Consider the following 21,287-nt stretch of genomic DNA (forward strand, 5'->3'; position numbering starts at 1 on the left):
GTTTTTCTTGATAGATAAGTCAGAAGCCACTTTCGCGTATGCCCAGTGCGGCGACCTTGCGCCAGACGAAGCCCAGGATCGATTGGCCTTGCCCGCTCAGTACCACCAGGCCGCGCAGGGGCTGCGTCACTTCGAGCTGTGTGTCGAGCAGTTGCAAGCGCGCACCATACTGGGCGCTGGTCGGCTCGGCCTCCTGAAACTCGTTGCGGCGTACGGCGAGGGGGCCCCCATGGTCCGAGGTCAGGGCTTCGAGCTGGATATGTGCGACGCCGGTCGTGTCGATCTCGTCCAGACGTACCGCTGCAGCGCTGCGACTGGGGTCATCGAAAATGAAGCGGCCTTCGGTGCCGGCCTCGATGCGCCACAGTTCTGCTTCCGCCAGGTAGCCGCGTAACTGCAGGCCGGGCTCGACGATACGGGCCAGGGTCGTCTGCGGTGAGAGCCAGCGTCCAGGCATCAGGTTGGGTGGCAGATCGCGCACGGTGCCGGCGGCAGGCGCACGAATCTCCAGGCGTTGGCGTTGTGCGGCCAGGCCCCGATACTCGGCGATAGCTTCGGCCAGCTGCTGTTCTAGGACGGCAGCATCGCCGATGGTCTCGCTGCGTCCAGCCTGGCGGCGCAATTGCAGCTGAAGAATGTCTATCTCGCGGCGCACGATGATCTGGCGTGAGTCGAGGTCGGGAGATTCCAGCTCCAGCAACAAGGCGCCTTTTTCCACCTGTTGGCCATCGCGTGCATGTAGCTGCTTGAGACGCGCCGCCACGGGGGCGTGCAGTGCATGATTGCCGGCAGCCTCCAACATGGCTGGGATTTCCACGGAACTGCGCCAAGGGATGACGAAAATACCGAGGGCCAGCAGCAGGGCGGCACCTGTCAGCAGACTCTTGCCTGGGTGGGCATGGCCACGGAGTTGCCACCACTCCTGCATTTCCCGCCAGACTGGCAGGCCGATGAACCACACCAGCTCGACCAGCATCAGGAAGATGCCCAGCACCTTGAAGAACATGTGGTATACGGCCAGAGCAATGCCGAGGAACAGTGCCGCACGCCACAACCAGGAACCGTAGCCCCAGAGCAGCAACTTGCGCTGCATGCTCGGCGACCAGGGTTCGGGTGCCGGCTCGCCATAGCCGAACAGTGCCTCGCGCAGGCGCCAGCGGCACAGAGCGAAGCCGCGTCCCTGCAGGTTGTCCACGCCCCACAAGTCGCTGAGCAGGAAGTAGCCGTCAAAGCGCATAAAGGGGTTGAGGTTGATAATCAGCGTGGTGATCCAGGTGGCGCTGGCCAGCATGAAGGCTGCCGTGCGTGCCGGCCCATCGGGCAGCAGCGACCAGGCGAGGAGGGCGATACAGGCCAGCACTAGCTCGGCGAGCACTCCGCCGGCACCGATCAGCAGGCGTGAGCGGCGGTCGTTGACGCGCCATGCGTCGCTGACGTCGGTGTAGAACATCGGCAGCATGACCATGAACGCCAGTCCCATGCTCTGTACCCGGCAGCCGGCACGCTTGGCCATGTAAGCATGGCCGAACTCGTGGCAGAGCTTGGCGAAGGTCAGGGCGATGCCGAACGACAGGGCGCCACCAAGGCTGAATAGATGAGGGAAGGTGGCGATGAAGCGTTCCCAGTCGCGGGCTACCAGGAATATGCCCAGGCACAGCAGCAACGGCAGGCCGAAGCGCAGCAGCTTGGTGCCGTGGCGCTGCAGCCAGGGCCAGGTGCGGCCCAGAAATGCATCAGGGCGCCATAGCGGGATACGGAAGAACAGGTACTGGTGCAGCAGGCTTTTCCACAGGCCCTGGCGTTGCTGGGCGGCCTTGCCGGTGTAGCTCTGTCGCTGCTCGGTATCCATGGCTGCGATCAGGTCATAGCTGCGCAGGAAACTCAGCAGTTCTTGCAGATCCGTTTCTCCCAGCGGCACACCAGGCTCGCGATTGGCCGCCTGCAGCACTTGTGCTGCGTCGCCGAGTGGCCAATGGCGGAGCAGGCGTATGGCCTGGGCGCCGAGCTTGAAGTAGCGGCCGCGCAGAGGGTCGGCAAGCGTCCACTGTGGCGCGCCGTCCAAGCCCGGTGCCGCTTCGGATAACTGCAGGTCGGCGCGCAGTGCGGGGAGTTGCATCTACAGGCCTATCGTTTGGCGCAGCGCGGCGAGTGGGCGGCGCAGTAGATAGAGGGCCAGCGGGCCGCGCTCGCCATAGAGTTTGGCGGTGCCACGCAGGCCTATGCGAGGTGGTGCGTCGGTGAATTCGCCATCCAGGCGATAGGCCAGTTGTCCGCTTGCCGTTTTCTGCGCCTCGTAGGCACTGCGTTGCAGGCGTGCTTCATGGCGGTGGAGCGGGTCGCTGTCGAGGAACAGGGCGATTTCGCTGCCGGGCTGGAAGCCCAGGGCATCACCGACGGCCAGCTCGATGCGCAGTTCCGCCTGCAGGGGATCGGCGATCTCCATCAGGCGCTCACCGGTCTGTACCGGTTTGCCGATCCAGCGCTGAGCGTCGGCAAATACCGCAATGCCGTCGCGCTCGGCGCGTACCTCGGTGCGGGCCAGCAGCTCGCGGGCGTAGTCGCGCTCGGCACGCTTCTGTTCCACGCGGGCGGCGAACAGATCGATTCGCGCGCTGGATTCGGCGTCGGCGAAGGCGCGCTGAGTGTTGGACTTGAGCTCGGCTTCGGCGACATTGAGGCTGCGTTCGGCAACGTCGGCCTGGGCCTTGATGCTGGTGGCGTCGAAACGTAGCAGTACGTCGCCTTTATTCACGGTCTGGTTGGGCTTGACCAGGAACTCGGCGATGACCCCGTCCAGAGGGGCTGCCACTACCTGGCCGCCTAGTGGCACCACTTCGGCAGGGGCCAGCACGGATTGGCGTATCGGTATTAATAGAAGCAATAGGGCTGCTGCAGCTACTGTGAGGATCTTCTTGCGTGGCCAACGCAGGCGCCAGGGCTTGCGTGGCTGCAGGGCCAGCCAGGCATGCGCGTAGCAGTTGCCGAGCTGACTTAGCAGTGCCTGCTCGGCCTCGCTCCAGGGCTGCTCACGGGCAATCCACAGGCCGCCGAAGGGTTGCTGCTGGCGATCCAGCAGCGGCAACCAGAACACGAAGCCCGAGGACAGACTGTGCCAATCGGCCTGAGCCTGAGCGTCAAGCGAGTCGGAGGCCACGCTTTGTGCCTGATCCGAACGCCCCTGGGCGTGTAGCTGGCTGACGGCGTTCTCGGTAAAGGCCACGAAGGGTGCGTTGGGCTCGACCACGCTGATGCCTGTCAGCGCGCGTACCTTGCCGGCAATCAGCAGCGCTGCATGGCGAAAGCCGAACAGGCCTTGTGCATCGTTGACCAATGCGTAGGCCAGGCTGTCGATGTCCTTGGCGGCACGGGTCTGCTGTTGCAGAGCCAGTATCTGCGCGAATACCCGCTCGGCAAGGCCAGGCACCTGCGCGGTCATGGCGCCTCCGTGAAGCGGGCGCTGCCGCTCATGCCGGCTAGCAGGCCCTGGGTATCGGTCGGCAACGTGCCGATCAATAGCAGTGTCTGGCTGCCTTCGTCGATACGTGCGCCGAGGCGCTTGATCTCGACCTGCAGTGGCTTGCCGGTTTCATCGGGGGTGAATTCGAAGTGCGTGCCGGGTTGCAGGCGGCCGAGCCAGCTCGACGGCACCAACAGATGAACCTCCAGGGTGCGGTTATCGACGATTTCTAGCAGTGGAGTACCGCTGGCGACGCTCTCGTGCGGCTGTGCCCTGCGCTGCACGACGCGGCCGTCGAAGGGGGCAGTCACGCTGCAGCGCTTAACCTGTACCTGATAGACCTGGGCTTCGGCCTGGGCCTGGGCCTGCTTGGCTTCGGAGAGTGCCACTTCGAAGCGGCCTACCGAGTTGAGGGCAGCCAGCTGTTTGTTGTGGCCCAATTCCTCACGCGCAGCTCGCACGGCGGCTTGGGCGGCATTGAGCTGGGCCTGATAAGCGCTGCAGTCGAAGCGCACCAACGCGGCCCCTTTCTTGAAGTCCTGGCCGTCGGTATAAGGCATTTCGACGATGCGCCCCGCCAGCTCGCTGGACAGTACTGCCTGATCGCGGGCGCGCAGCACGCCTCGCACGGCACGTTCACTGGTGCTCTGGACTGGGCTGAGCGTCGAATCCAGAAGCGGGTCGCCTACTGGACTTTCCGCATGGCTCGCTTGGGCGATGATCAGGCTCAGAGCTAGGCCAAAGAGGCTTGGCGAGTAATGCATGGCGGCGTCCCTGTATGTCTTGTGCCGGCAGTGTACGGAAGAAGTACCAGGCCGCAAATCTCGTACGTGGGATCAATAAAAAGCGAGCTCATTTAATTGTGATTCAGAAGGACTTGGGCACGGCTACGGTCAGGTCGAGGCTTACCTAAATGAGCAGGGCCAGATCAACGTGCGGCGCCTGCTTAATGACCCCCAACTGATCACAGCAGTAAGCGAGCGTCGTGGTTATTCACCGGCGATAACTGCCGCACTGAAAGAAGCTGGGTCTCTCCCTCAGATCCTCAAGTCAGGCGTCAGCTTCAGCGCTCCCTGCCAGCAGTTACGTGCAGGCAGGATTGATTACATGTTTGCCTACCCTACTGAGCTTGGCTGGTACGGCCACTTACACGGTGTCGACTCAGACACGGCTATAAGCGTCGCTCTCAAATCGATTGTGCAATTCCTGGGATCACTCAGTTGATCCATACAAAACTGCCCCTCAAAGAGTGTGGCTAGTCGAATTTCTCCAGTTCTCACTGGCAGCTATTGGCCGATTGCTGCCTGATGCATGACGCTGTAAACAATCGCTGCTTGAGCTGTTTACACCTGTGCTGTTCTGTTCTTGCGCAATAGATAGCTATCCATAATCCACCCATTCCTCTCCCGCGCTTCCGCGCGAGCCACGGCAATCCTCTCCGCCACCTCATCCAGCGCTCCAGCAATCAGAATCTCATCTGCCGTCCCCACATACGCCCCCCAATAGATATGCAGCCCCTGCCCAACAAACCGTAGGTAGGTGTCCTTGGCATCGAGCATCACCGCCACGCTGTCCACGCCTTGCGGCCAGCCCCCGGCCAGTAGTCGGCCGGTGGTGATTTCCACGGCGCGGCCGATCTGGTTCAGCGGGACCCGGTGGCGGGCGGTAAGGGCCTGTAGGCTGGTGATGCCGGGGATCACGTCATAGCTGAGGTCGCTGCGCGCGGTGGCGATGGACTCGATGATGCGGATGCTGCTGTCGTACAGCGAGGGGTCGCCCCAGACCATGAAGGCGGCCGTCTCGCCGTCGCTCATCTGCTCGTCGATCAGTTGCTCGAACACCGCCTGCTTGTCGCGGTTCAGTTCGTCCACGCTGGCGCGGTAGTCGGTGGCGTCGCGTTCGCGTTCCGGCTGCTGGCCTTCGGCGAAGCGTGGGTTGTGGCTTTCAAGGAAACGCTCGCAAATTTCCCGGCGCAGGGCGTTGAGCTTGTGTTTGGCCGGGCCCTTGTCCATCAGGAAGATCACGTCACTACGGCGCAGGGCCTTGATCGCCTGTTGGGTGATGTAGTCCGGGTCGCCGGCGCCGATGCCGACCAGCAGCAGTTCTTTCATGGTCTGTTCCAGGTGGGCGCGCGGCTTGCGGGCGCCAGTTCGTCGATATGGTGGTAGTCGGCGCCCAGCTCGCTGGCCAGCTGGCGGGCGCGGCCGAGGCGGATGGGCGCGCGCTCGATATCCAGCAGCAGGCCGGGGCAGGGTAGCGCGGTAAGCCGCGGCCAGTCGCATAGGCGGCCGTCGGTGAGCAGTAGCAGGCGCTGTTGTTCGCCTGGTTTATGGCGTTGCCGGCGCAGCAGCCAGGGAGTGGCCAGTTGCAGGGCCTCGATGATCGGCGTGCCGCCGCCGGCGCCGAGCTGTTGCAGCCAGGCGTGCAGTTCAGGCGATGCCTTCTGTCCCTGCCACAGCCAGCGCGGCTGGGCGCCACCGGCTTCGAGCACGGCCAGGCGTGCACGCTGGCGGTAGGCGCTGGCGAACAGCTCGGCGAGCAGGCCCTTGGCCTGGGCCAGGGCGCCGTGGTGGCGGGTGCTGGCCGAGGCGTCGACGATCACCAGCCACAGCTCGCCGGGGCGCAGGCGGCGGGCATGCCAGTGCAGGTCGGCGCGGCAGCCTGGGCGGCCATGGGCGAGGGTCGCCGGCCAGTCGATGCGTGTGGGCGTGCCGGTGCCGCGTGCGCCGCTGCGTCCGCCTTGGGCCTGGCCGGGTTGAGGTAGGGCATCCGCGCCTGGGGCCTGGCGCGGGCGGATGCTCAGGGCTTTTTTGGCCAGGTGGGCGGCTCGCGCCGTTCGCCGACCGCCACGGCCTGCGGCGGCAATGCTCCCCACTGGCCTTCGCCCTGCTCCTGCTGCGAGGGCTGCTGGGCCTGGTTCGATGCCGGTGGTTGGCTTGCGGCCGGCGGCGTTTGTTCGCGACGGCGATGGGCGAGGACGAAGGGTTCCAGAGCGTCGATGTCCTGGGCCTCGATCTGGCTGGCGCCGCGCCAGGCAGCATGGGCGCGGGCGCCGCGCAGCCACACCAGGTCGGCGCGCAGGCCGTCGACGGCGGCGGCGAAGCAGCGTTGGGCGATGGCGTCGAGGCTGGCGTCGTCCAGGGCGATTGCGCTCAGGCGCTGGCGGGCATCCATGCAGCGCTGGCGCAGGGTGTTCTGCTCGTTCTGCCACTGGATGAGGAAGGCCTCGGGGGCATCGTCGAAGGCCAGGCGGCGGCGGATGATCTCGGCGCGCTGGGCCGGCTCGGGAGTGCCGCCGAGCTGCACCTTGAGGCCGAAGCGGTCGAGCAATTGCGGGCGCAGTTCGCCTTCCTCGGGGTTCATGGTGCCGATCAGCACGAAGCGCGCCGGGTGGCTATGCGACAGGCCATCGCGCTCAATGTGGTTGATGCCGCTGGCGGCGACGTCGAGCAGCAGGTCGACCAGATGGTCGGGCAGCAGGTTGACCTCGTCGACGTAGAGCACGCCGCCGTGGGCATTGGCCAGCACGCCGGGGGAGAAGCGCACGCGGCCTTCGCCGAGCGCGGCATCCAGGTCGAGGGTGCCGACGATGCGTTCTTCGCTGGCGCCCAGCGGCAGGGTGACGAAGCGCCCACCGTCGAGCAGGTCGGCCACGCCGCGCGCCAGGGTGGACTTGGCCATGCCGCGCGGGCCTTCGATCAGCACGCCGCCCAGGGCCGGGTCGATGGCGGCCAGGCACAGCGCCAGCTTGAGCTCGTCGGCGGCCACCACGGCGGCAAGGGGGAAATGGGGCTGCATGGCGTTACCTCGGATCAAAGGTTGAAAGAGAGCGGGAGGATCGGTTAGCGTGGCAGCCATCGTTTTGGAGATCAGCATGTCGTCTCGTCCTTCCCTGAACCGCCTCGTTCGCTCCGCCGCTGTCGGCGTGGCTGGCGTGCGTGCGCAGGTCGAGGCCGTCGCTTATTTCTTTTATGGGTATTGGTTTAGCCAGCGGCGCGCCTGATACCCCACAGGCGCCCCAGAGCAAAGGGTCGCCACCAGCCAGTTTCACGAAACCCCGGTCGGCCACCCGACCGGGGTTTTTGTTTTTTCGGCCCACAAGGCCAACACGATGCACACAGAGGATCGAAACATGACCGCTTACACCGCCTATTACCGCAGCTACCGCAACTCCGCCTGGCGATTTAGCAGCGCTGCCGCGCACCACCGAGATTCCAGTCGAACACCCAGATAGCGCGCCGCGCGTGGCATGAGACCACGCCGGGCGAGGACCACCGCCATGAATGCTTCCGTTACCGCTCTGCGCGCACAAGCCGTGCCGCCATCCACCACTCGCCGCCGCGCAACGCCGCTGCCGAGCCCCACCGATCTGCGTCAGCACCTGCCGCTGTCCGCCGCTCTCGCCAGCCAGGTACAGACCCAGCGCGAGGCCATCCGCGCTGTACTCGACGGCTCCGACCCGCGCCTGCTGGTCGTCGTCGGCCCCTGTTCCCTGCACGATCCGATTTCCGCCCTCGAATACGCCGACCGCCTGGCCGCCCTGGCTCCCGAGGTGAGCGACCAACTGCTGCTGGTGATGCGCGCCTACGTCGAGAAGCCACGTACCACCATTGGCTGGAAGGGCCTGGTCTATGACCCGCAGCTGGACGGCAGCGGCGACATGGCCGGCGGCCTGGAACTGTCGCGCCGGCTGATGCTGGCCATGCTCGAACGCGGCCTGCCAGTGGCCACCGAGCTGCTGCAGCCTTTGGTGGCTGGCTACTTCGACGACCTGCTGGGCTGGGCCGCCATCGGCGCGCGCACCAGCGAGTCGCAGGTGCATCGCGAGCTGGTCAGCGGCCTGGATGTGCCGGTGGGCTTCAAGAACGGTACCGATGGCAGCCTGTCGATCGCCTGCGACGCCATGCGCTCGGCGGCGCACCCGCACCAGCACTTCGGCGTGGATGGTCTGGGCCGCCCGGCGCTGGTCGAGACCGATGGCAACCCGGATACCCACCTGGTGCTGCGCGGCGGCCACGGCGGGCCGAACCATGATGCGGCCAGCGTGGCCGTGGCGCGGGCGAGCCTGGAGAAGCAGGGCATCGCCGCACGGATCATGGTCGACTGCAGCCACGCCAACAGTGGCAAGGACCCGCTGCGCCAGCCGGCGGTGCTGCGCGACGTACTCGACCAGCGCCTGGCCGGCGACGCCAGCCTGCGCGGGGTGATGCTGGAGAGCCATCTGTTCGACGGCTGCCAGGCGCTGTCCAGCGAGCTGCGCTACGGCGTGTCGATTACCGACGGCTGCCTGGGCTGGAGTGGCACCGAGGCGATGTTGCGCGAGGCGGCCGAGCGGCTGCGGGCGGGGCGCTGAGGGCATCAGGACTCCTCCGCATCCAGCAGCAGGTTTTCCAGCTGCGCCTGGTACTCACCTGGCTCCTGCCAGAGGCCGCGCTGCTGGGCCTCCAGCAGGCGTTCGAGCATGTCCTGCAACGCGCCCGGATTGTGCTGCTGGATAAAGTCGCGGGTATCCTTGTCCAGCAGGTAGGCATCGGCCAGCAAGGCGTACTGGTGATCGTCGACCAGCTCGCTGGTGGCGTCGAAACCGAACAGGTAGTCGACCGTGGCGGCCAGCTCGAAGGCGCCCTTGTAGCCGTGGCGCTTCATTCCGGCGATCCACTTGGGATTCACCGCGCGGGCGCGCACCACGCGGCCCAGTTCTTCTTTGAGGGTGCGAATGCGCGGGTTGTCCGGCTGGCTGCTATCGCCGAAATAGCTGGCGGCCTTGCCGCCGCGCAGGGTCTCGACCGCCGCCAGCATGCCGCCCTGGAACTGGTAGTAGTCGTTGGAATCGAGGATGTCGTGCTCGAGGTTGTCCTGGTTGTGCAGCACCGCCTGTAGCTGCTGCAGGCGTTCGGCGAACTGCGCGCGGGCGGGCAGGCCCTCGGCGCCCTGGCCGTAGGCGTAGCCGCCCCAGTTCAGGTAGACCTCGGCGAGATCGGTGCGGGTCTGCCACAGGCGTTCTTCCACCGCGTTCTGGATGCCGGCGCCATAGGCCCCCGGCTTGGCGCCGAAGATGCGCCAGCCGGCCTGGCGGCGTGCTTCGACCGGGTCCAGGCCCTGGTCCTGATGGCTCAGGGTTTCCTGCCAGACGCGCGCGGCCAGCGGGTTCATGTCCTCGGGTTCGTCCAACTCGGCCACCGCCTGCACGGCCGTATCGAACAGACGAATGAGATTGGCGAAGGCATCGCGGAAGAAGCCGGAGACACGCAGGGTCACGTCCACCCGCGGGCGACCGAGCTGCTCCAGCGGCAGTACTTCGATGCGTTCGACCCGCTGGCTGCCGGGCTGCCAAACCGGGCGCACGCCGAGCAGGGCCAGGGCCTGGGCGATATCGTCGCCGCCGGTGCGCATGGTTGCCGTGCCCCATACCGACAGGCCCAGGCGTTGCAGATGCTCGCCCTCGTCCTGCAGATGGCGTTCCAGCAGGCGCTCGGCGCTCTGCACGCCGATGCGCCAGGCGGTGGGCGTGGGCAGGTGGCGCACGTCCACCGAATAGAAGTTGCGCCCGGTGGGCAGCACGTCCAGGCGCCCGCGGCTGGGCGCGCCGCTCGGCCCTGGCGGCACGAAGCGGCCTTCAAGAGCGGCGAGCAGACCGTGCATCTCGGCGCTGCCGCAGCTATCCAGCATTGGGGCGATATGGCTATGTAGCTCGTGCAATACCGTATTGCTGGCCGATCCAACGGATTCGAAATCCGTTGAGTCGATCATCTGCAATGCCAGCAGCTCTAGGCGCTCACGCGTATCGCCACGGCTGCGCCAGGGCTCATTGCTGAGTGCTTGCAGGCAATCCGGGCGTGGGCCGTGCCAGGGTTCGGCCGGCTCGCCGCCGAGTGGGTCGAAGTCCAGCTCAAGGTCCTGGGCGAGGGCACGCAGCAGGCTGGCGTGCCGGCCGTGACCATCGCCACGCGGGATGCGTACCAGCGACAGCAAAGTGTCGCGGCGCAGGCGCCCGCTCGGCGACTCGCCGAAGCAGTGCAGGCCGTCGCGGATCTGCGATTCCTTGAGGTCGCACAAGTAGGCGTCCAGCTGCGGCAGCCAGCTGTCCGCATCGTCGTTGACCTGCAGGCCCAGCTCGCGGTCGAGGCTGGCCTCGCGCACCTTGCGCTGGATCTCGCCGCGCAGTTCCAGGGCGCGGCGCGGGTCGAGCTGGCTGGCTTCGTAGTACTCGTCGGCCAGGCGCTCCAGGTCGCGCAACGGGCCGTAGCTCTCTGCGCGGGTCAGCGGCGGCATCAGGTGGTCGAGGATCACCGCCTGGGTGCGGCGCTTGGCCTGGGCGCCCTCGCCGGGGTCGTTGACGATAAAGGGATAGAGGTTGGGCAGCGGGCCGAGGATCGCACTCGGCCAGCAGGCCTCGGACAGGCCGACGCTCTTGCCCGGCAGCCACTCCAGGTTGCCGTGCTTGCCGACGTGGATCATCGCATCGACGGCGAAGGTCGTGCGCAGCCAGCAGTAGAAGGCCAGGTAGCCGTGCGGCGGCACCAGATCCGGGTCGTGGTACACCGCCGCGGCGTCCAGTTGGTAGCCACGCGCCGGCTGGATACCGACGAAGGTCAGGCCGAAGCGCAGGCCGGCGATCATCAGGCGGCCGCTGCGGTACATCGGGTCCTGCTCGGGCGGGCCCCAGCGTTCCAGTACGGCGCACTGGTTGGCCGCGGGCAGGCTGGCGAACCAGCGCTGGTAGTCGTCCAGCGCCAGGCTCTGGGCGCAGGGGCGCTGGTCGAGATTGTCGAGGTCGTTGGTCACGCCGCCGAGCAACTGGTGGATCAGCGCGGTGCCGTCGTGCGGTAGTCCCTCGACCGGATAACTCTGCTGCTGCAGGGCGCGCAGGATATTCAGCGCGGCGGCCGGGGTGTCCAGGCCGACACCGTTGCCGATGCGGCCGTCGCGGGTCGGGTAGTTGGCCAGGATCAGGGCGACGCGCTTGTCGGCGTTGGTCTTGGCCGCAAGCCGGGTCCAGCGCAGGGCCAGCTCGGCGACGAAGTCCATGCCCGGCAGGTGCGGGCGGTAGCGCACTACATCGCTCTGGCTGCGCTCGCTGCGTGCGGCCACGCCCTTGAAGCTGATCGGCCGGGTGATCAGGCGGCCGTCCAGCTCGGGCAGGGCGATATGCATGGCCAGGTCGCGCGGGCCCAGGCCCTGGGGGCTGGCTTGCCACTGTTCCTCGCTATCAAGGGCGCAGAGCGCTTGCAGCACCGGCACGTCGCGGCGGAACGGTCGTTCCTGTGGCGATTCCGGGTTGGATTGGGCGAAGCCGGTGGTGTTGAGGATCACCGCCGTGTCGGTTTCGTCCAGCCAGGCCTCGACCTGGGTCAGGCATCCGGCTTCCTTGAGGCTGGCCACGGCTATCGGCAGCGGGTTGAGGCCCTGGGCCTGCAGGCGCTGGCAGAAGGTGTCGACGAAGGCGGTGTTCCCGGCCTGCACCTGGGCGCGGTAGAAGAGCAGCGCTGCCACCGGCTGGCCCGGCTGCCAGTCGGCGCGCCAGTGCTCGAGGCTTGCCTCGCCATGCTGTGGGTGATGGATCAGCGTGCGCGGCAGGGCGCGTGGCTCGCTCCACGGGTAGTCGCGCTGCAGCCAGCGGCTGGCGATATGGTGCAGCAGGTGGCGCGCGTTGTCCGCACCGCCCTGGCGCAGGTACTGCCACAGGCGCTGGCTGTCCTCGCTCGGCACATTGCTCAGCGTGGTCAGCTCGGGGTCGGTGCTGTCGTCGCCGGGCACCAGGATGATCTTGGTGCCCTGGCGGCCCAGCTCGACCAGGCGCTCGATGCCGTAGCGCCAGTAGCTGACGCCGCCGTGCACCGAGATCAGGATGACCTTGGCGTGGCGCAGCACTTGCTCGACGTAGAAGTCCACCGAGGCGTGATTGGGCAGCTGCGCCGGGCTGGCCAGGCGCAGGCTGGGGAAGTCCTCGGGTAGCTCGCGCGCCACCTCGGCCAGCAGCGACAGATGCGAGTCGCCGGTGCAGAGGATCACCAGTTCGGCCGGAGTCTGGCCGAGGTCGGCGATGCTGTCGGCCGGCAGGGTGACGCCGGCCTGGGCGCGCAGCAGGTGCATGTCAGCCGGCCAGGGCGGCCTTCAGCTCCGCCTCGATGGCGGCGCGGTCGAGGCTCTGGCCAATCAGCACCAGGCGGCTAACGCGCGCTTCGCCTTCGCCCCAGGCGCGGTCGAAGTGGCGATCGAAGCGCTGGCCAACGCCCTGTACCAGCAGGCGCATGGCCTTGCCGGGGATGGCGGCGAAGCCCTTGACGCGCAGGATGCCGTGCTTGGCCACGGCGTCCTTCAGAGCGGCGAGCAGGCGGGCTTCCTCGGCCTCCGGCAGGACCAGATCGAAGGAGTCGAACTCGTCGTGGTCGTGGTCCTCGTCTTCCTCGTCGTGGTGGGTGCGACGGGCGTCGATATGCAGTTCGGTCTCGCAGTTCAGGCCGAGCAGCACGCCGAGCGGCAGGTCGCCGCCCTGGGCCTCGATCACCTTGACCGCTGGCGGCAGCTCCTCGGCCACCTCGGCGCGCACGGCGGCCAGGGCGTCGGCATCGAGCAGGTCGGTCTTGTTCAGCACCACCAGATCGGCGCTGGCCAACTGGTCGGCGAACAGCTCGTGCAGCGGCGATTCGTGGTCGAGGTTCGGGTCCTGCTTGCGCTGGGCGTCCACCTGCTCGGGGAAGGCGGCGAAGGTGCCGGCGGCCACGGCCGGGCTGTCGACTACGGTGATCACCGCATCGACGGTGCAGGCGGTGCGGATTTCCGGCCAGTTGAAGGCCTGTACCAGTGGCTTGGGCAGGGCCAGGCCGGAGGTTTCGATGAGGATGTGATCCAGCTCGCCACGACGGGCCACCAGCTCGCGCATCACCGGGAAGAACTCTTCCTGCACGGTGCAGCACAGGCAGCCGTTGGCCAGCTCATAGACGCGGCCATTGGCCTCTTCCTCGGTGCAGCCGATTGAGCACTGCTTGAGAATGGCGCCGTCGATGCCCAGCTCGCCGAATTCGTTGACGATCACCGCGATGCGGCGGCCGCCGGCATTGGCCAGCAGGTGACGGAGCAGGGTGGTTTTACCGGCACCGAGAAAGCCGGTGACGATGGTGACGGGAAGTTTGGCGAGCGATTGCATGGCAGCCCCGGAAGCGTCGTGAAATGGACGGACGGGCAGGGCGGGGCACGCGCGGACGAGCGAGGGCCGAACACCACCGGATCACCCCGCCCGGTTGTCGAAACATTTGCGAGGCAGGTCTCCTGGCTTACGGCGTGCGGCATTGCTGCTGCGATTCCCCACCTTCCCGCCAGTTGGCAGTGGTCTATCGGGGAATCTCGTCCGTTCACAGTTGCGGGGGCAGCCAGGGCTTGAAAGACCCTGTTCCCTCTTAGCTTCTTCGGCTGGCGAAGAAGAACCTCGGAAAGGGCGCAAGGCTACGCAGTGCCTGGGGTACGGTCAACCTCGCGGTTGACGCTGGGCGGGGCTTCGTGATGTTCTAGAAAAGCTGTTTCAGGTGCCTCTCGCCGCCGTGCGTGAGGTGAAACGGGAAGCCGGTGGGCCCTTCTCCACGCATGGAGTGGGCGAGTCCGGCGCTGCCCCCGCAACGGTAAGCGATCGACGGGTCCTCAATGCCACTGTGCCTCGCGCATGGGAAGGCCGACCCGGTTCCTGCAAAGGCGTCGCAAGCCCGGAGACCGGCCTGAATCTTCGTTAGAACCCGCTTAGACGCCTCGTGAGCCAGGGCCTGCCATTCATTCAGCAGGGCCGGCGCGCAGCAGGTGTTGAACGGGCTCGTTGGCAACCCGCGGTGGGCGGGCGCATGCCGGTTTATGGCCCAGGATGGGTCATTTCCTCGCTGCGACCTTCTACCGGAATACCAATCCCTGGAAGGTGCTCATCATGTCCAGCCGCACGCTGTCGTCCTCCGCTTCCGTTTCACTCCCGTTGTCCAAACGCCTGGCCATCGCCGCCGGTAGCTGCCTGCTCGGCGCACTGCTGATCTTCTTCGCCGGCTTCTCGCATATCGAGGCGATGCACAACGCCGCTCACGACACGCGCCACAGCGCTGCCTTCCCCTGCCACTGAGACCGCCTGCCATGATCAAGCGCATCGCCCAGACCGCGGGCTTCGCAGGCCTCCTGGCCGCCATCGTTCTGACCCTGCTGCAGAGCCTGTGGGTTACCCCGCTGATTCTGCATGCGGAAACCTTCGAAACCGCCGAGCCGGTAGCTGAGCACAGCCACGAGGCGCCGGTCGCCGCCCATGAGCACGAACACGAGGAGGCCGCCGGCCATAGCCACGATGGCGAGGCCTGGGCTCCCGAAGACGGCTGGCAGCGCACCTTGTCCACTGGCCTGAGCAACCTGGTGGTAGCCGTTGGCTTCGCCCTGATGCTGGCTGGCCTGTTCACCCTGCGTGCGCCGAGCCAGACCTGGCAGGGGCTGCTATGGGGCCTGGGCGGTTTCGCCGTGTTCAGTCTGGCGCCGTCCGCCGGGCTGCCGCCGGAGCTGCCGGGCACCGCCGCCGCCGACCTGCTGCTGCGCCAGTACTGGTGGATCGGTACTGCCATCGCCACCGCCGCTGGCCTGGGCCTGATCGCCTTCGGCCGCAACTGGGCGCTGCGTGGCGTCGGCCTGGTGCTGCTGGCCGTGCCGCACCTGATCGGCGCGCCGCAGCCGGAAGTGCACGAGAGCCTGGCGCCCGAGGCGCTGGAGCACGAGTTCATCCTCGCCTCGCTGCTGACCAACGCCATGTTCTGGTCGGCCCTGGGCCTGGCTGCTGCCTGGTTCTTCGCCCGTGGCGAACAGCGCGACGCCTGATCCGCTGTTGATCGCCGGTCTCGGCTGTCGCCGCGGCTGCAAGGTGGCCGAGCTGCGCGAGCTGCTGGAACAGAGCCTGACGCAGCTCGCCCTGCCGCTGAGTGCGCTGCATGGCCTGGCCAGCAGCGCACACAAACGCGACGAGGCCGGGCTGCTGCAGCTGGCGGCCGACCTTGGCCTGCCGCTGGATTTCTACTCGGCCGAGCAACTGGTGCCCTACGAGTCGCAGCTGAGTGAAGGCTCGCAGCGGGTGCGCGAGCTGACCGGCTCAGCCAGCGTGGCCGAGGCCAGTGCCCTGGCCTGCGCTGCCGAACGCTCTGGTCGTGCCGCCACCCTGATCTGCCGCAAACAGCGCAGCGCCGCTGCTACCCTGGCCATCGCCACGGCCTGAACCGGAATTTCCTATGACCGTCTATTTCATCGGTGCCGGCCCCGGCGATCCCGAGCTGATCACCGTCAAGGGCCAGCGCCTGATCCGCAGCTGCCCGGTGATTCTCTATGCCGGCTCGTTGGTGCCTGAGGCCCTGTTGCAGGGCCATAGCGCCGAGCAGGTGGTGAACACCGCCGAGCTGCACCTTTCGCAGATCATCACGCTGCTGGCCGAAGCCCATGCCAAGGGTCAGGACGTGGCCCGCGTGCATTCCGGCGATCCGTCACTGTACGGCGCCATCGGCGAGCAGATTCGCGAGTTGCGCGCGCTGCAGATTCCCTTCGAGATCGTCCCCGGCGTCACCGCCACGGCAGCCTGCGCGGCGCTGCTGGAAGCCGAGCTGACCCTGCCCGAGGTGGCGCAAACGGTGATCCTCACCCGCTACGGCCACAACTCGCCGATGCCGGCGGGCGAAGAGCTCGGCGCCCTGGCCAGCCATCGCGCGACCCTGGCCATCCATCTCGGCGTGCAGCATCTGCCGCGCATCGTCGAGGAGCTACTGCCGCACTACGGCGTCGACTGCCCGATCGCCGTGGTGCATCGCGCCAGCTGGCCGGATCAGGACTGGGTGCGCGGGACCCTGGCGGATATCGAGGTGTTGGTGGCCGAGAAGGGCTTCCGCCGTACCGCGTTGATCCTGGTCGGCCGGGTGTTGAGCGCGGAGAACTTCGCCGGCTCGGCGCTGTATGCCGAGGCCACCCGCCACCTGTTCAGGAAAGACGGCGCAGGCAGTACAGACTGAGATCGCTGTTGCCCTGGTTGTTGGCGATGGCCAGCTCGCCGCCCAGCGCCTGCAATCGCGTGTTCAGCTCGCTGGCGTAGAGCGCCTGGCGCAAGCGCGGGTAGTCCAGCTGCGGCGCCAGCCACAGGTGCAGCTGCGGCAGGCGGAAGGCCCAGTAGCCTGCCTGGCAGTCGAAGCCGGCCGCCTGCAGGCGGGCGAGCAGGGCGGCATCGTCGGCGAGCACGGCCTGGCATTGGGCGAAGAAGCTTTCCACGGGGTCGTTCATGGCGGCGAATATTGCGCGGCGCCAAGGGTTGCGGGCAACCTGTGCGCCTCTTTCGGGCAAGGATCTCTCATGCGTGACTATCAGTGGCTGCACGAATACTGCCTCAATCGCTTCGGCTCGGCCGCGGCGCTGGAGGCCAGGTTGCCGCAGCCGAAGAGCGACGCCGAGCTGCGCGCGCTTTCCGATGACCGCTACCTGTCGCTGATCGCCCTGCGCGTGTTCCGCGCCGGCCTCAAGCACAGCCTGGTGGATGCCAAGTGGCCGGCCTTCGAGCAGGCGTTCTTCGGCTTCGATCCGCAGAAGGTGGTGCTGATGGGCGCCGAACACCTGGAGCGGCTGATGCAGGACGAGCGCCTGATCCGCCACCTGGGCAAGCTCAAGAGCGTGCCGCGCAACGCCCAGTTCGTGCTGGATGTGCAGAAGGACAAGGGCAGCTTCGGTGCGCTGATCGCCGACTGGCCGGTGACCGACATCGTCGGCCTGTGGAAGTACCTGGCCAAGCACGGCAGTCAGCTCGGTGGCCTGTCGGCGCCGCGCTTCCTGCGCATGGCCGGCAAGGACACCTTCATCCCCACCGATGACATGGTCGCCGCGCTCAAGGCCCAGGAAATCATCGACAAGGCGCCGACCAGCCAGAAGGACCTGGCGTTGGTGCAGGCCGCCTTCAATCAGTGGCACGAGCAAAGTGGCCGGCCGCTGTGTCAGCTGTCGGTGATGCTGGCGCATACCGTCAATCACTGACAAAGCCGCTTTGTGGTCCGAGGAGGCAATGCCATGCAACAGGACATCATCCGCGTCGCCCAGGCCATCCAGCGTGCCGAGCGCATCCTGGTCATCACCGGTGCCGGACTCTCGGCGGATTCCGGGCTGCCCACCTACCGCGGCCTCGGAGGCCTGTACAACGGCCTGACCGCCGAGGGCCTGCCGATTGAGGCGGCATTGTCCGGGCCGATGCTGCAGCGCGATCCGGCGCTGTGCTGGAAGTACCTGGCTCAGCTTGGCGAGGCCTGCCTGGCCGCCAGCCCCAATGCCGGGCATGCCGCCATCGCCGAGCTGCAGAGGCGCAAGCCGGGTTGCTGGGTGCTGACGCAGAATATCGACGGCTATCACCGTCAGGCGGGCTCGCCGCCGGAGCGGCTGATCGAGATCCACGGCGAGCTGGCGCCGCTGTTCTGCCAGTCCTGCGGCGCAGAAGATCCCGAGTTGGCCGTGCACCTGGAAAAACCATTGCCCCCGCGCTGCGCCCAATGCGGGGGCGTGTTGCGTCCGCCGGTGGTGCTGTTCGAGGAGATGCTGCCCGAGGATGCCATTGGTCGGCTTTATGACCAGGTGCATGAGGGCTTCGATGTGGTTATCGCGGTGGGTACTACCGCGAGCTTCCCCTACATAGTCGAACCCATGGTCCAGGCCCGCAGGAATGGGGGGTTCACCGTGGAAGTGAACCCACAGAAGACCGAGATCAGCCGCTGGCTGGATGTCCATTTGTCAGGAAGGGCGTCAGACGTTTTGCCGGAACTACTAAGTCACATTTCCGGGCATTGAATTTGCAAATTACGTCTGGTGACGGCATAGTCGCCCCCTTATAAAAACCAGACAGACACGGTCGTGCCCATGCTAAAGCGCTTCGCACCCCTCGTGCCCATTGCACTCTCAGTCCTGTTGGTGGCGTGCGCCAACCAGCAGGCACCGCAGCCCCAGATGGATCTGGCTCAACAAGAACCACCGCAGCCGGTCACCATGCTGACCGACGAGCAGATGGTTGATCTGACCGACGACAAGCCGTATGAGCTGCCGTCGCTGGCAGACAACATCCTGGCCCACGGCCTGTCCCTGGTCGGTACTCGCTACCGCATGGGCGGCACGTCGACGACCAGCGGCTTCGATTGCAGCGGTTTCGTTGGCTTCCTGTTCAAGGAAGAGGCCGGCATGAAGCTGCCTCGCTCCACCCGCGAGCTGATCAACCTGGATGCTCCGCTGGTGTCCCGTCACGATCTGGAGCCGGGCGACCTGATCTTCTTCAACAATCGTGGTCGCGGTCGCGTCAGCCACGCTGGCATCTACCTGGGTGATGACCAGTTCATCCACTCCAGCAGCAGCCGCAGCGGCGGTGTGCGGGTAGACAGCCTGGACGACAGCTACTGGAGCCGCAGCTACATGGAAGCCAAGCGCGTGCTGGCCATGGCGCCGGAGCCGTCCAGCGACAGGCGTTCGCCGCTGCACCGCTGAGTCTGATCCATCTTGGGGCACGGGCCTTGCGCCCGTGCCTGCAAGCCGGCAGAGTAGGGCGCATTCCGGCCAGGACGACCGCCCATGCACTTCACGGCTCGCCTCTCCCTGCTAGCCCTCGCCGCGCTGCTTACCGCTTGCGCCGGCAACCCTCCCTCTCAAGAATCCAGTAATCCCTTCCCCATCGTCGGCGGCAATGCCGATGACGTGGTGATCAGTGCCATCGGCCTGGAGGGTACGCCCTACCGCTATGGCGGCAACACGCCGGAGAGCGGCTTCGACTGCAGCGGCCTGATCGGCTACGTGTACCGCAATGCCGCCGGCATCGCGCTGCCGCGCTCGACCCGCGAGATGATCAACCTGCGCGTGCCCAATGTCGGTCGCGGCGACCTGCAGAGTGGCGACCTGGTGTTCTTCGCCACCAATGGCGGCGGCCAGGTCAGCCATGCCGGTATCTACGTCGGCGAGGGGCGCTTCGTGCATGCGCCTTCCAGTGGCGGCACCGTGCGCCTGGACTATTTGACCCAGGCCTACTGGCAGAAGAGCTACCTGGGCGCCAAGCGCGTCCTGGCTGCCGGGCAACTGGCGCGCCAGCCATGACCAACCGCACGCTCAATCTCGACGACGCGCTCTACCAGTACTTGCTGGACGTCTCGCTGCGCGAGTCGCCGCTGCTCAAACGTCTGCGCGACGAGACGGCGCTGCTGCCCATGTCGCGCTGGCAGATCGCCCCCGAGCAGGGCCAGTTCATGGCCTTGCTGGTGCAGATCAGCGGAGCGCGCAAGATCCTCGAGATCGGCACCTTCACCGGCTACAGCGCGCTGTGCATGGCCCAGGCCATGCCCGAGGACGGTCGCCTGACCTGCTGCGACCTGCCCGGCGAGTACAACGCCATCGCCGAGCGCTACTGGTACGAGGCCGGCGTCAACGAGCGCATCGACCTGCGCCTGGCGCCGGCGTTGGAAACCCTCAACACTCTGGAGCGCGGCGGCCACGGCGAGAGCTTCGACCTGATCTTCATCGACGCCGACAAGGCCAACTACACGGTATACCTGGAGCACGCGCTGGTGCTGGCGCGCAAGGGCGGCCTGATTCTGTTCGACAACACCCTGTGGAGTGGCCGGGTGCTGGAGCAGAATCCGGACAGCGCCGACACCCGTGCCGTGCAAGCGCTCAACCGTGGTCTGCGCCGCGACACGCGCGTGGATGTCAGCATGCTGCCGCTGGGCGACGGCCTGACCCTCTGCCGCAAGCGCTGAGGCGCCTGGCTTCATCACGATGCCCGAAGCCATTCGCCTGCCGCCCCAGCCCGACGCCTGCGAGCTCTGCGCGCGCCGTCTGCCGCTGACCCGCCATCACCTGATCCCCAAGGCCCTGCACGACAAGCCTTATGTGCAGAAGCGCTTCGCCAAGAGCGAGCGCATCACCGCCACGCTCTGGGTCTGCCGCGCCTGCCACAACCAGATCCACAAGCTGTTCAGCGAGAAGGAGCTGGCGTTGACCTACAACAGCCGCGAGGCGCTGCTGGCCGATGAGCGCTTGCGCACCTTCGTCGAGTGGTTGGCGAGCAAACCGGCCGGTTTCACGCCCAGGCCCTGAACTTCAGGCGCCGGCGGCCAGCGCCTCGCACTCCACCACGCAGCGCTGGCAGGCCTGGGCGCACTGCTGGCAGTGATCGTGCTGGTGCTTGCCGCAGGCCTCGGCGCAGGCCTGGCAGGCGATGGCGCAGAGCCGGCAGATCTCGTCGGCCAGCGGGCTGTCGCGGGCCATCAGGCGCTCGGCCAGGCGACACAGGTCGGCGCATTCGATATCGCAGGAAATGCAGGTGGCCAGGTGCTGCACGTCCGCTTCCTTGAGGCAAGCGGCGGCGCAGGTTTCGCAGGCGATGGCGCAGGCACTGCAGGCCTGGATGCAGGAGGCGTAGCGTTGACGAACCATGGGGCTCTCCTCGGGGTGGCTTGTCCTGCTTGTGAGGCCGCATGGGCCGACGGGTTCGACTCTTCTGCCCGGCGGTGCACGATTGACCGGCACCCGGCAGGGCTCTAAGCTGCGCGCCTGCTTCAGGTGCCCCGGCGCGTCAGCGACCGAGGGTGAAACAGGGAAGCCGGTACGTTCGTCATGAAGAATCCGGCGCTGCCCCCGCAACGGTAGGTGAGACAAGGGTCGCTCAGGCCACTGTGCTTCGGCATGGGAAGGCGCGATCCACAGGCCACAAGGCCTGGCTCACGAGCCCGGAGACCGGCCTGTCGCTATCCACGGCAGTGCGGCGGGCTCTGCGGTTGCGGCCCCGTGCCGACCGCCGCCTTTCTCCTCCTGCCTCAAAGAATTTCGCGCCCAA

The 21,287-nt window shown here is 66.8% G+C and carries 22 protein-coding genes and 3 riboswitches; of the genes, 12 read left to right on the forward strand and 10 right to left on the reverse strand.

Annotated elements, in window-relative coordinates; all coding sequences use genetic code 11:
* Nucleotides 1-19: 19 nt before the first annotated feature.
* The 6 genes from IP89_RS20925 to IP89_RS20950 all read right to left on the reverse strand — a co-directional run bounded on the left by IP89_RS20925 (nucleotide 20) and on the right by IP89_RS20950 (nucleotide 7,255).
* Complete coding sequence (locus IP89_RS20925) at nucleotides 20-2,116, reverse strand: HlyD family efflux transporter periplasmic adaptor subunit (RefSeq protein ID WP_043311685.1); 2,097 nt, start codon at nucleotides 2,114-2,116, stop codon at nucleotides 20-22.
* Nucleotides 2,117-3,436, reverse strand: coding sequence for an efflux RND transporter periplasmic adaptor subunit (locus IP89_RS20930; RefSeq protein ID WP_043311688.1), 1,320 nt, complete (start codon nucleotides 3,434-3,436; stop codon nucleotides 2,117-2,119).
* Nucleotides 3,433-4,221 (reverse strand): efflux RND transporter periplasmic adaptor subunit, encoded by a 789-nt coding sequence (locus IP89_RS20935; RefSeq protein ID WP_043311690.1) that lies wholly within the window; start codon nucleotides 4,219-4,221, stop codon nucleotides 3,433-3,435. The genes IP89_RS20930 and IP89_RS20935 overlap by 4 nt, the downstream gene beginning before the upstream one ends.
* A 579-nt stretch (nucleotides 4,222-4,800) precedes the next feature.
* Nucleotides 4,801-5,568, reverse strand: a complete 768-nt coding sequence (cobF, locus tag IP89_RS20940) for a precorrin-6A synthase (deacetylating) (protein WP_043311692.1) — start codon at nucleotides 5,566-5,568, stop codon at nucleotides 4,801-4,803.
* Nucleotides 5,565-6,275, reverse strand: a complete 711-nt coding sequence (locus IP89_RS20945; RefSeq protein WP_371261970.1) for a VWA domain-containing protein — start codon at nucleotides 6,273-6,275, stop codon at nucleotides 5,565-5,567. Before IP89_RS20945 ends, cobF begins: the two co-directional genes overlap by 4 nt.
* A complete protein-coding gene (locus tag IP89_RS20950; protein ID WP_043311694.1) occupies nucleotides 6,257-7,255 on the reverse strand; it encodes an ATP-binding protein in 999 nt (332 codons plus the stop codon). The genes IP89_RS20945 and IP89_RS20950 overlap by 19 nt, the downstream gene beginning before the upstream one ends.
* Nucleotides 7,256-7,304: 49 nt before the next feature.
* On the opposite strand from IP89_RS20950, the gene IP89_RS23475 reads away from it, so the two are divergent.
* Nucleotides 7,305-7,460: a hypothetical protein gene (locus IP89_RS23475; RefSeq protein ID WP_156115106.1), complete on the forward strand. Its 156-nt coding sequence runs from the start codon at nucleotides 7,305-7,307 to the stop codon at nucleotides 7,458-7,460.
* A gap of 276 nt (nucleotides 7,461-7,736) precedes the next feature.
* Nucleotides 7,737-8,810 (forward strand): 3-deoxy-7-phosphoheptulonate synthase, encoded by a 1,074-nt coding sequence (locus IP89_RS20955; protein ID WP_043311695.1) that lies wholly within the window; start codon nucleotides 7,737-7,739, stop codon nucleotides 8,808-8,810.
* A 5-nt stretch (nucleotides 8,811-8,815) separates the two neighbouring features.
* Here IP89_RS20955 and cobN read toward each other — a convergent pair whose 3' ends face one another.
* Both cobN and cobW read right to left on the reverse strand, forming a co-directional pair.
* On the reverse strand, nucleotides 8,816-12,550 hold the full coding sequence (cobN, locus tag IP89_RS20960; protein ID WP_043311697.1) for a cobaltochelatase subunit CobN: 3,735 nt from the start codon (nucleotides 12,548-12,550) through the stop codon (nucleotides 8,816-8,818).
* Between the two features lies 1 nt (nucleotide 12,551).
* Nucleotides 12,552-13,604 carry a cobalamin biosynthesis protein CobW gene (gene cobW, locus IP89_RS20965; protein WP_043311699.1) on the reverse strand — a complete coding sequence of 351 codons (1,053 nt, stop codon included), beginning with the start codon at nucleotides 13,602-13,604 and terminating at the stop codon, nucleotides 12,552-12,554.
* Nucleotides 13,605-13,698: 94 nt separating this feature from the next.
* Nucleotides 13,699-13,901, reverse strand: a riboswitch (cobalamin riboswitch).
* A 60-nt stretch (nucleotides 13,902-13,961) separates the two neighbouring features.
* A riboswitch (cobalamin riboswitch) is annotated at nucleotides 13,962-14,185 on the forward strand.
* A 181-nt stretch (nucleotides 14,186-14,366) separates the two neighbouring features.
* Here cobW and IP89_RS20970 point away from each other — a divergent pair.
* The 4 genes from IP89_RS20970 to cobM are packed head-to-tail and all read left to right on the forward strand — an operon-like array spanning nucleotide 14,367 to nucleotide 16,458.
* Complete coding sequence (locus tag IP89_RS20970) at nucleotides 14,367-14,552, forward strand: CbtB-domain containing protein (protein ID WP_225580665.1); 186 nt, start codon at nucleotides 14,367-14,369, stop codon at nucleotides 14,550-14,552.
* A gap of 11 nt (nucleotides 14,553-14,563) precedes the next feature.
* Nucleotides 14,564-15,286: a CbtA family protein gene (locus IP89_RS20975; RefSeq protein WP_043311701.1), complete on the forward strand. Its 723-nt coding sequence runs from the start codon at nucleotides 14,564-14,566 to the stop codon at nucleotides 15,284-15,286.
* Nucleotides 15,264-15,677 (forward strand): cobalamin biosynthesis protein, encoded by a 414-nt coding sequence (locus IP89_RS20980; protein ID WP_043311703.1) that lies wholly within the window; start codon nucleotides 15,264-15,266, stop codon nucleotides 15,675-15,677. Before IP89_RS20975 ends, IP89_RS20980 begins: the two co-directional genes overlap by 23 nt.
* A gap of 13 nt (nucleotides 15,678-15,690) precedes the next feature.
* Entirely contained in the window at nucleotides 15,691-16,458 is a 768-nt protein-coding gene (cobM, locus tag IP89_RS20985; RefSeq protein WP_043311705.1) for a precorrin-4 C(11)-methyltransferase, read from the forward strand.
* On the opposite strand, the gene IP89_RS20990 is transcribed toward cobM, so the two are convergent.
* Nucleotides 16,427-16,723 (reverse strand): hypothetical protein, encoded by a 297-nt coding sequence (locus IP89_RS20990; protein ID WP_156115107.1) that lies wholly within the window; start codon nucleotides 16,721-16,723, stop codon nucleotides 16,427-16,429. The genes cobM and IP89_RS20990 overlap by 32 nt on opposite strands.
* 69 nt (nucleotides 16,724-16,792) lie before the next feature.
* Between IP89_RS20990 and IP89_RS20995 the strand changes: the two genes are divergently transcribed.
* From IP89_RS20995 to IP89_RS21020, 6 genes are all read left to right on the forward strand, one after another.
* On the forward strand, nucleotides 16,793-17,464 hold the full coding sequence (locus IP89_RS20995) for a DNA-3-methyladenine glycosylase I (RefSeq protein ID WP_043311710.1): 672 nt from the start codon (nucleotides 16,793-16,795) through the stop codon (nucleotides 17,462-17,464).
* 33 nt (nucleotides 17,465-17,497) lie between these two features.
* Nucleotides 17,498-18,265, forward strand: coding sequence for an NAD-dependent deacylase (locus tag IP89_RS21000; protein WP_043311713.1), 768 nt, complete (start codon nucleotides 17,498-17,500; stop codon nucleotides 18,263-18,265).
* A gap of 69 nt (nucleotides 18,266-18,334) precedes the next feature.
* The gene (locus tag IP89_RS21005) at nucleotides 18,335-18,949 is read left to right on the forward strand and encodes a C40 family peptidase (RefSeq protein WP_043311716.1); all 615 of its coding nucleotides are present in this window, start codon (nucleotides 18,335-18,337) and stop codon (nucleotides 18,947-18,949) included.
* An 84-nt stretch (nucleotides 18,950-19,033) separates the two neighbouring features.
* Nucleotides 19,034-19,549 (forward strand): C40 family peptidase, encoded by a 516-nt coding sequence (locus IP89_RS21010; RefSeq protein WP_043311719.1) that lies wholly within the window; start codon nucleotides 19,034-19,036, stop codon nucleotides 19,547-19,549.
* Nucleotides 19,546-20,208, forward strand: a complete 663-nt coding sequence (locus tag IP89_RS21015; protein WP_043311720.1) for a class I SAM-dependent methyltransferase — start codon at nucleotides 19,546-19,548, stop codon at nucleotides 20,206-20,208. Before IP89_RS21010 ends, IP89_RS21015 begins: the two co-directional genes overlap by 4 nt.
* 19 nt (nucleotides 20,209-20,227) lie before the next feature.
* Entirely contained in the window at nucleotides 20,228-20,548 is a 321-nt protein-coding gene (locus tag IP89_RS21020; RefSeq protein WP_043311723.1) for a hypothetical protein, read from the forward strand.
* Between the two features lie 3 nt (nucleotides 20,549-20,551).
* Here the strand turns inward: IP89_RS21020 and IP89_RS21025 are convergent, their stop codons facing one another.
* Complete coding sequence (locus tag IP89_RS21025; protein ID WP_043311726.1) at nucleotides 20,552-20,887, reverse strand: four-helix bundle copper-binding protein; 336 nt, start codon at nucleotides 20,885-20,887, stop codon at nucleotides 20,552-20,554.
* Between the two features lie 107 nt (nucleotides 20,888-20,994).
* Nucleotides 20,995-21,211, forward strand: a riboswitch (cobalamin riboswitch).
* Nucleotides 21,212-21,287 lie beyond the last annotated feature (76 nt).

This window comes from Pseudomonas sp. ML96 (genome assembly GCF_000761545.1).
In the GTDB taxonomy this organism is placed as follows: Bacteria; Pseudomonadota; Gammaproteobacteria; order Pseudomonadales; family Pseudomonadaceae; genus Aquipseudomonas.

What these genes read in the sequence shown, in the direction of transcription:
- IP89_RS21000 (WP_043311713.1), top strand. Translation starts at nt 17,498, where the DNA reads ATGCAACAGGACATCATCCGCGTCGCCCAGGCCATCCAGCGTGCCGAG.
- IP89_RS20930 (WP_043311688.1), bottom strand. Translation starts at nt 3,436, where the DNA reads ATGACCGCGCAGGTGCCTGGCCTTGCCGAGCGGGTATTCGCGCAGATA.
- IP89_RS21015 (WP_043311720.1), top strand. Translation starts at nt 19,546, where the DNA reads ATGACCAACCGCACGCTCAATCTCGACGACGCGCTCTACCAGTACTTG.
- IP89_RS20935 (WP_043311690.1), bottom strand. Translation starts at nt 4,221, where the DNA reads ATGCATTACTCGCCAAGCCTCTTTGGCCTAGCTCTGAGCCTGATCATC.
- IP89_RS21010 (WP_043311719.1), top strand. Translation starts at nt 19,034, where the DNA reads ATGCACTTCACGGCTCGCCTCTCCCTGCTAGCCCTCGCCGCGCTGCTT.
- cobN (WP_043311697.1), bottom strand. Translation starts at nt 12,550, where the DNA reads ATGCACCTGCTGCGCGCCCAGGCCGGCGTCACCCTGCCGGCCGACAGC.
- IP89_RS21025 (WP_043311726.1), bottom strand. Translation starts at nt 20,887, where the DNA reads ATGGTTCGTCAACGCTACGCCTCCTGCATCCAGGCCTGCAGTGCCTGC.
- IP89_RS20925 (WP_043311685.1), bottom strand. Translation starts at nt 2,116, where the DNA reads ATGCAACTCCCCGCACTGCGCGCCGACCTGCAGTTATCCGAAGCGGCA.
- cobW (WP_043311699.1), bottom strand. Translation starts at nt 13,604, where the DNA reads ATGCAATCGCTCGCCAAACTTCCCGTCACCATCGTCACCGGCTTTCTC.
- cobM (WP_043311705.1), top strand. Translation starts at nt 15,691, where the DNA reads ATGACCGTCTATTTCATCGGTGCCGGCCCCGGCGATCCCGAGCTGATC.
- IP89_RS20950 (WP_043311694.1), bottom strand. Translation starts at nt 7,255, where the DNA reads ATGCAGCCCCATTTCCCCCTTGCCGCCGTGGTGGCCGCCGACGAGCTC.
- IP89_RS21005 (WP_043311716.1), top strand. Translation starts at nt 18,335, where the DNA reads ATGCTAAAGCGCTTCGCACCCCTCGTGCCCATTGCACTCTCAGTCCTG.
- IP89_RS20995 (WP_043311710.1), top strand. Translation starts at nt 16,793, where the DNA reads ATGCGTGACTATCAGTGGCTGCACGAATACTGCCTCAATCGCTTCGGC.
- IP89_RS20990 (WP_156115107.1), bottom strand. Translation starts at nt 16,723, where the DNA reads ATGAACGACCCCGTGGAAAGCTTCTTCGCCCAATGCCAGGCCGTGCTC.
- cobF (WP_043311692.1), bottom strand. Translation starts at nt 5,568, where the DNA reads ATGAAAGAACTGCTGCTGGTCGGCATCGGCGCCGGCGACCCGGACTAC.
- IP89_RS20955 (WP_043311695.1), top strand. Translation starts at nt 7,737, where the DNA reads ATGAATGCTTCCGTTACCGCTCTGCGCGCACAAGCCGTGCCGCCATCC.
- IP89_RS20970 (WP_225580665.1), top strand. Translation starts at nt 14,367, where the DNA reads ATGTCCAGCCGCACGCTGTCGTCCTCCGCTTCCGTTTCACTCCCGTTG.
- IP89_RS20975 (WP_043311701.1), top strand. Translation starts at nt 14,564, where the DNA reads ATGATCAAGCGCATCGCCCAGACCGCGGGCTTCGCAGGCCTCCTGGCC.
- IP89_RS21020 (WP_043311723.1), top strand. Translation starts at nt 20,228, where the DNA reads ATGCCCGAAGCCATTCGCCTGCCGCCCCAGCCCGACGCCTGCGAGCTC.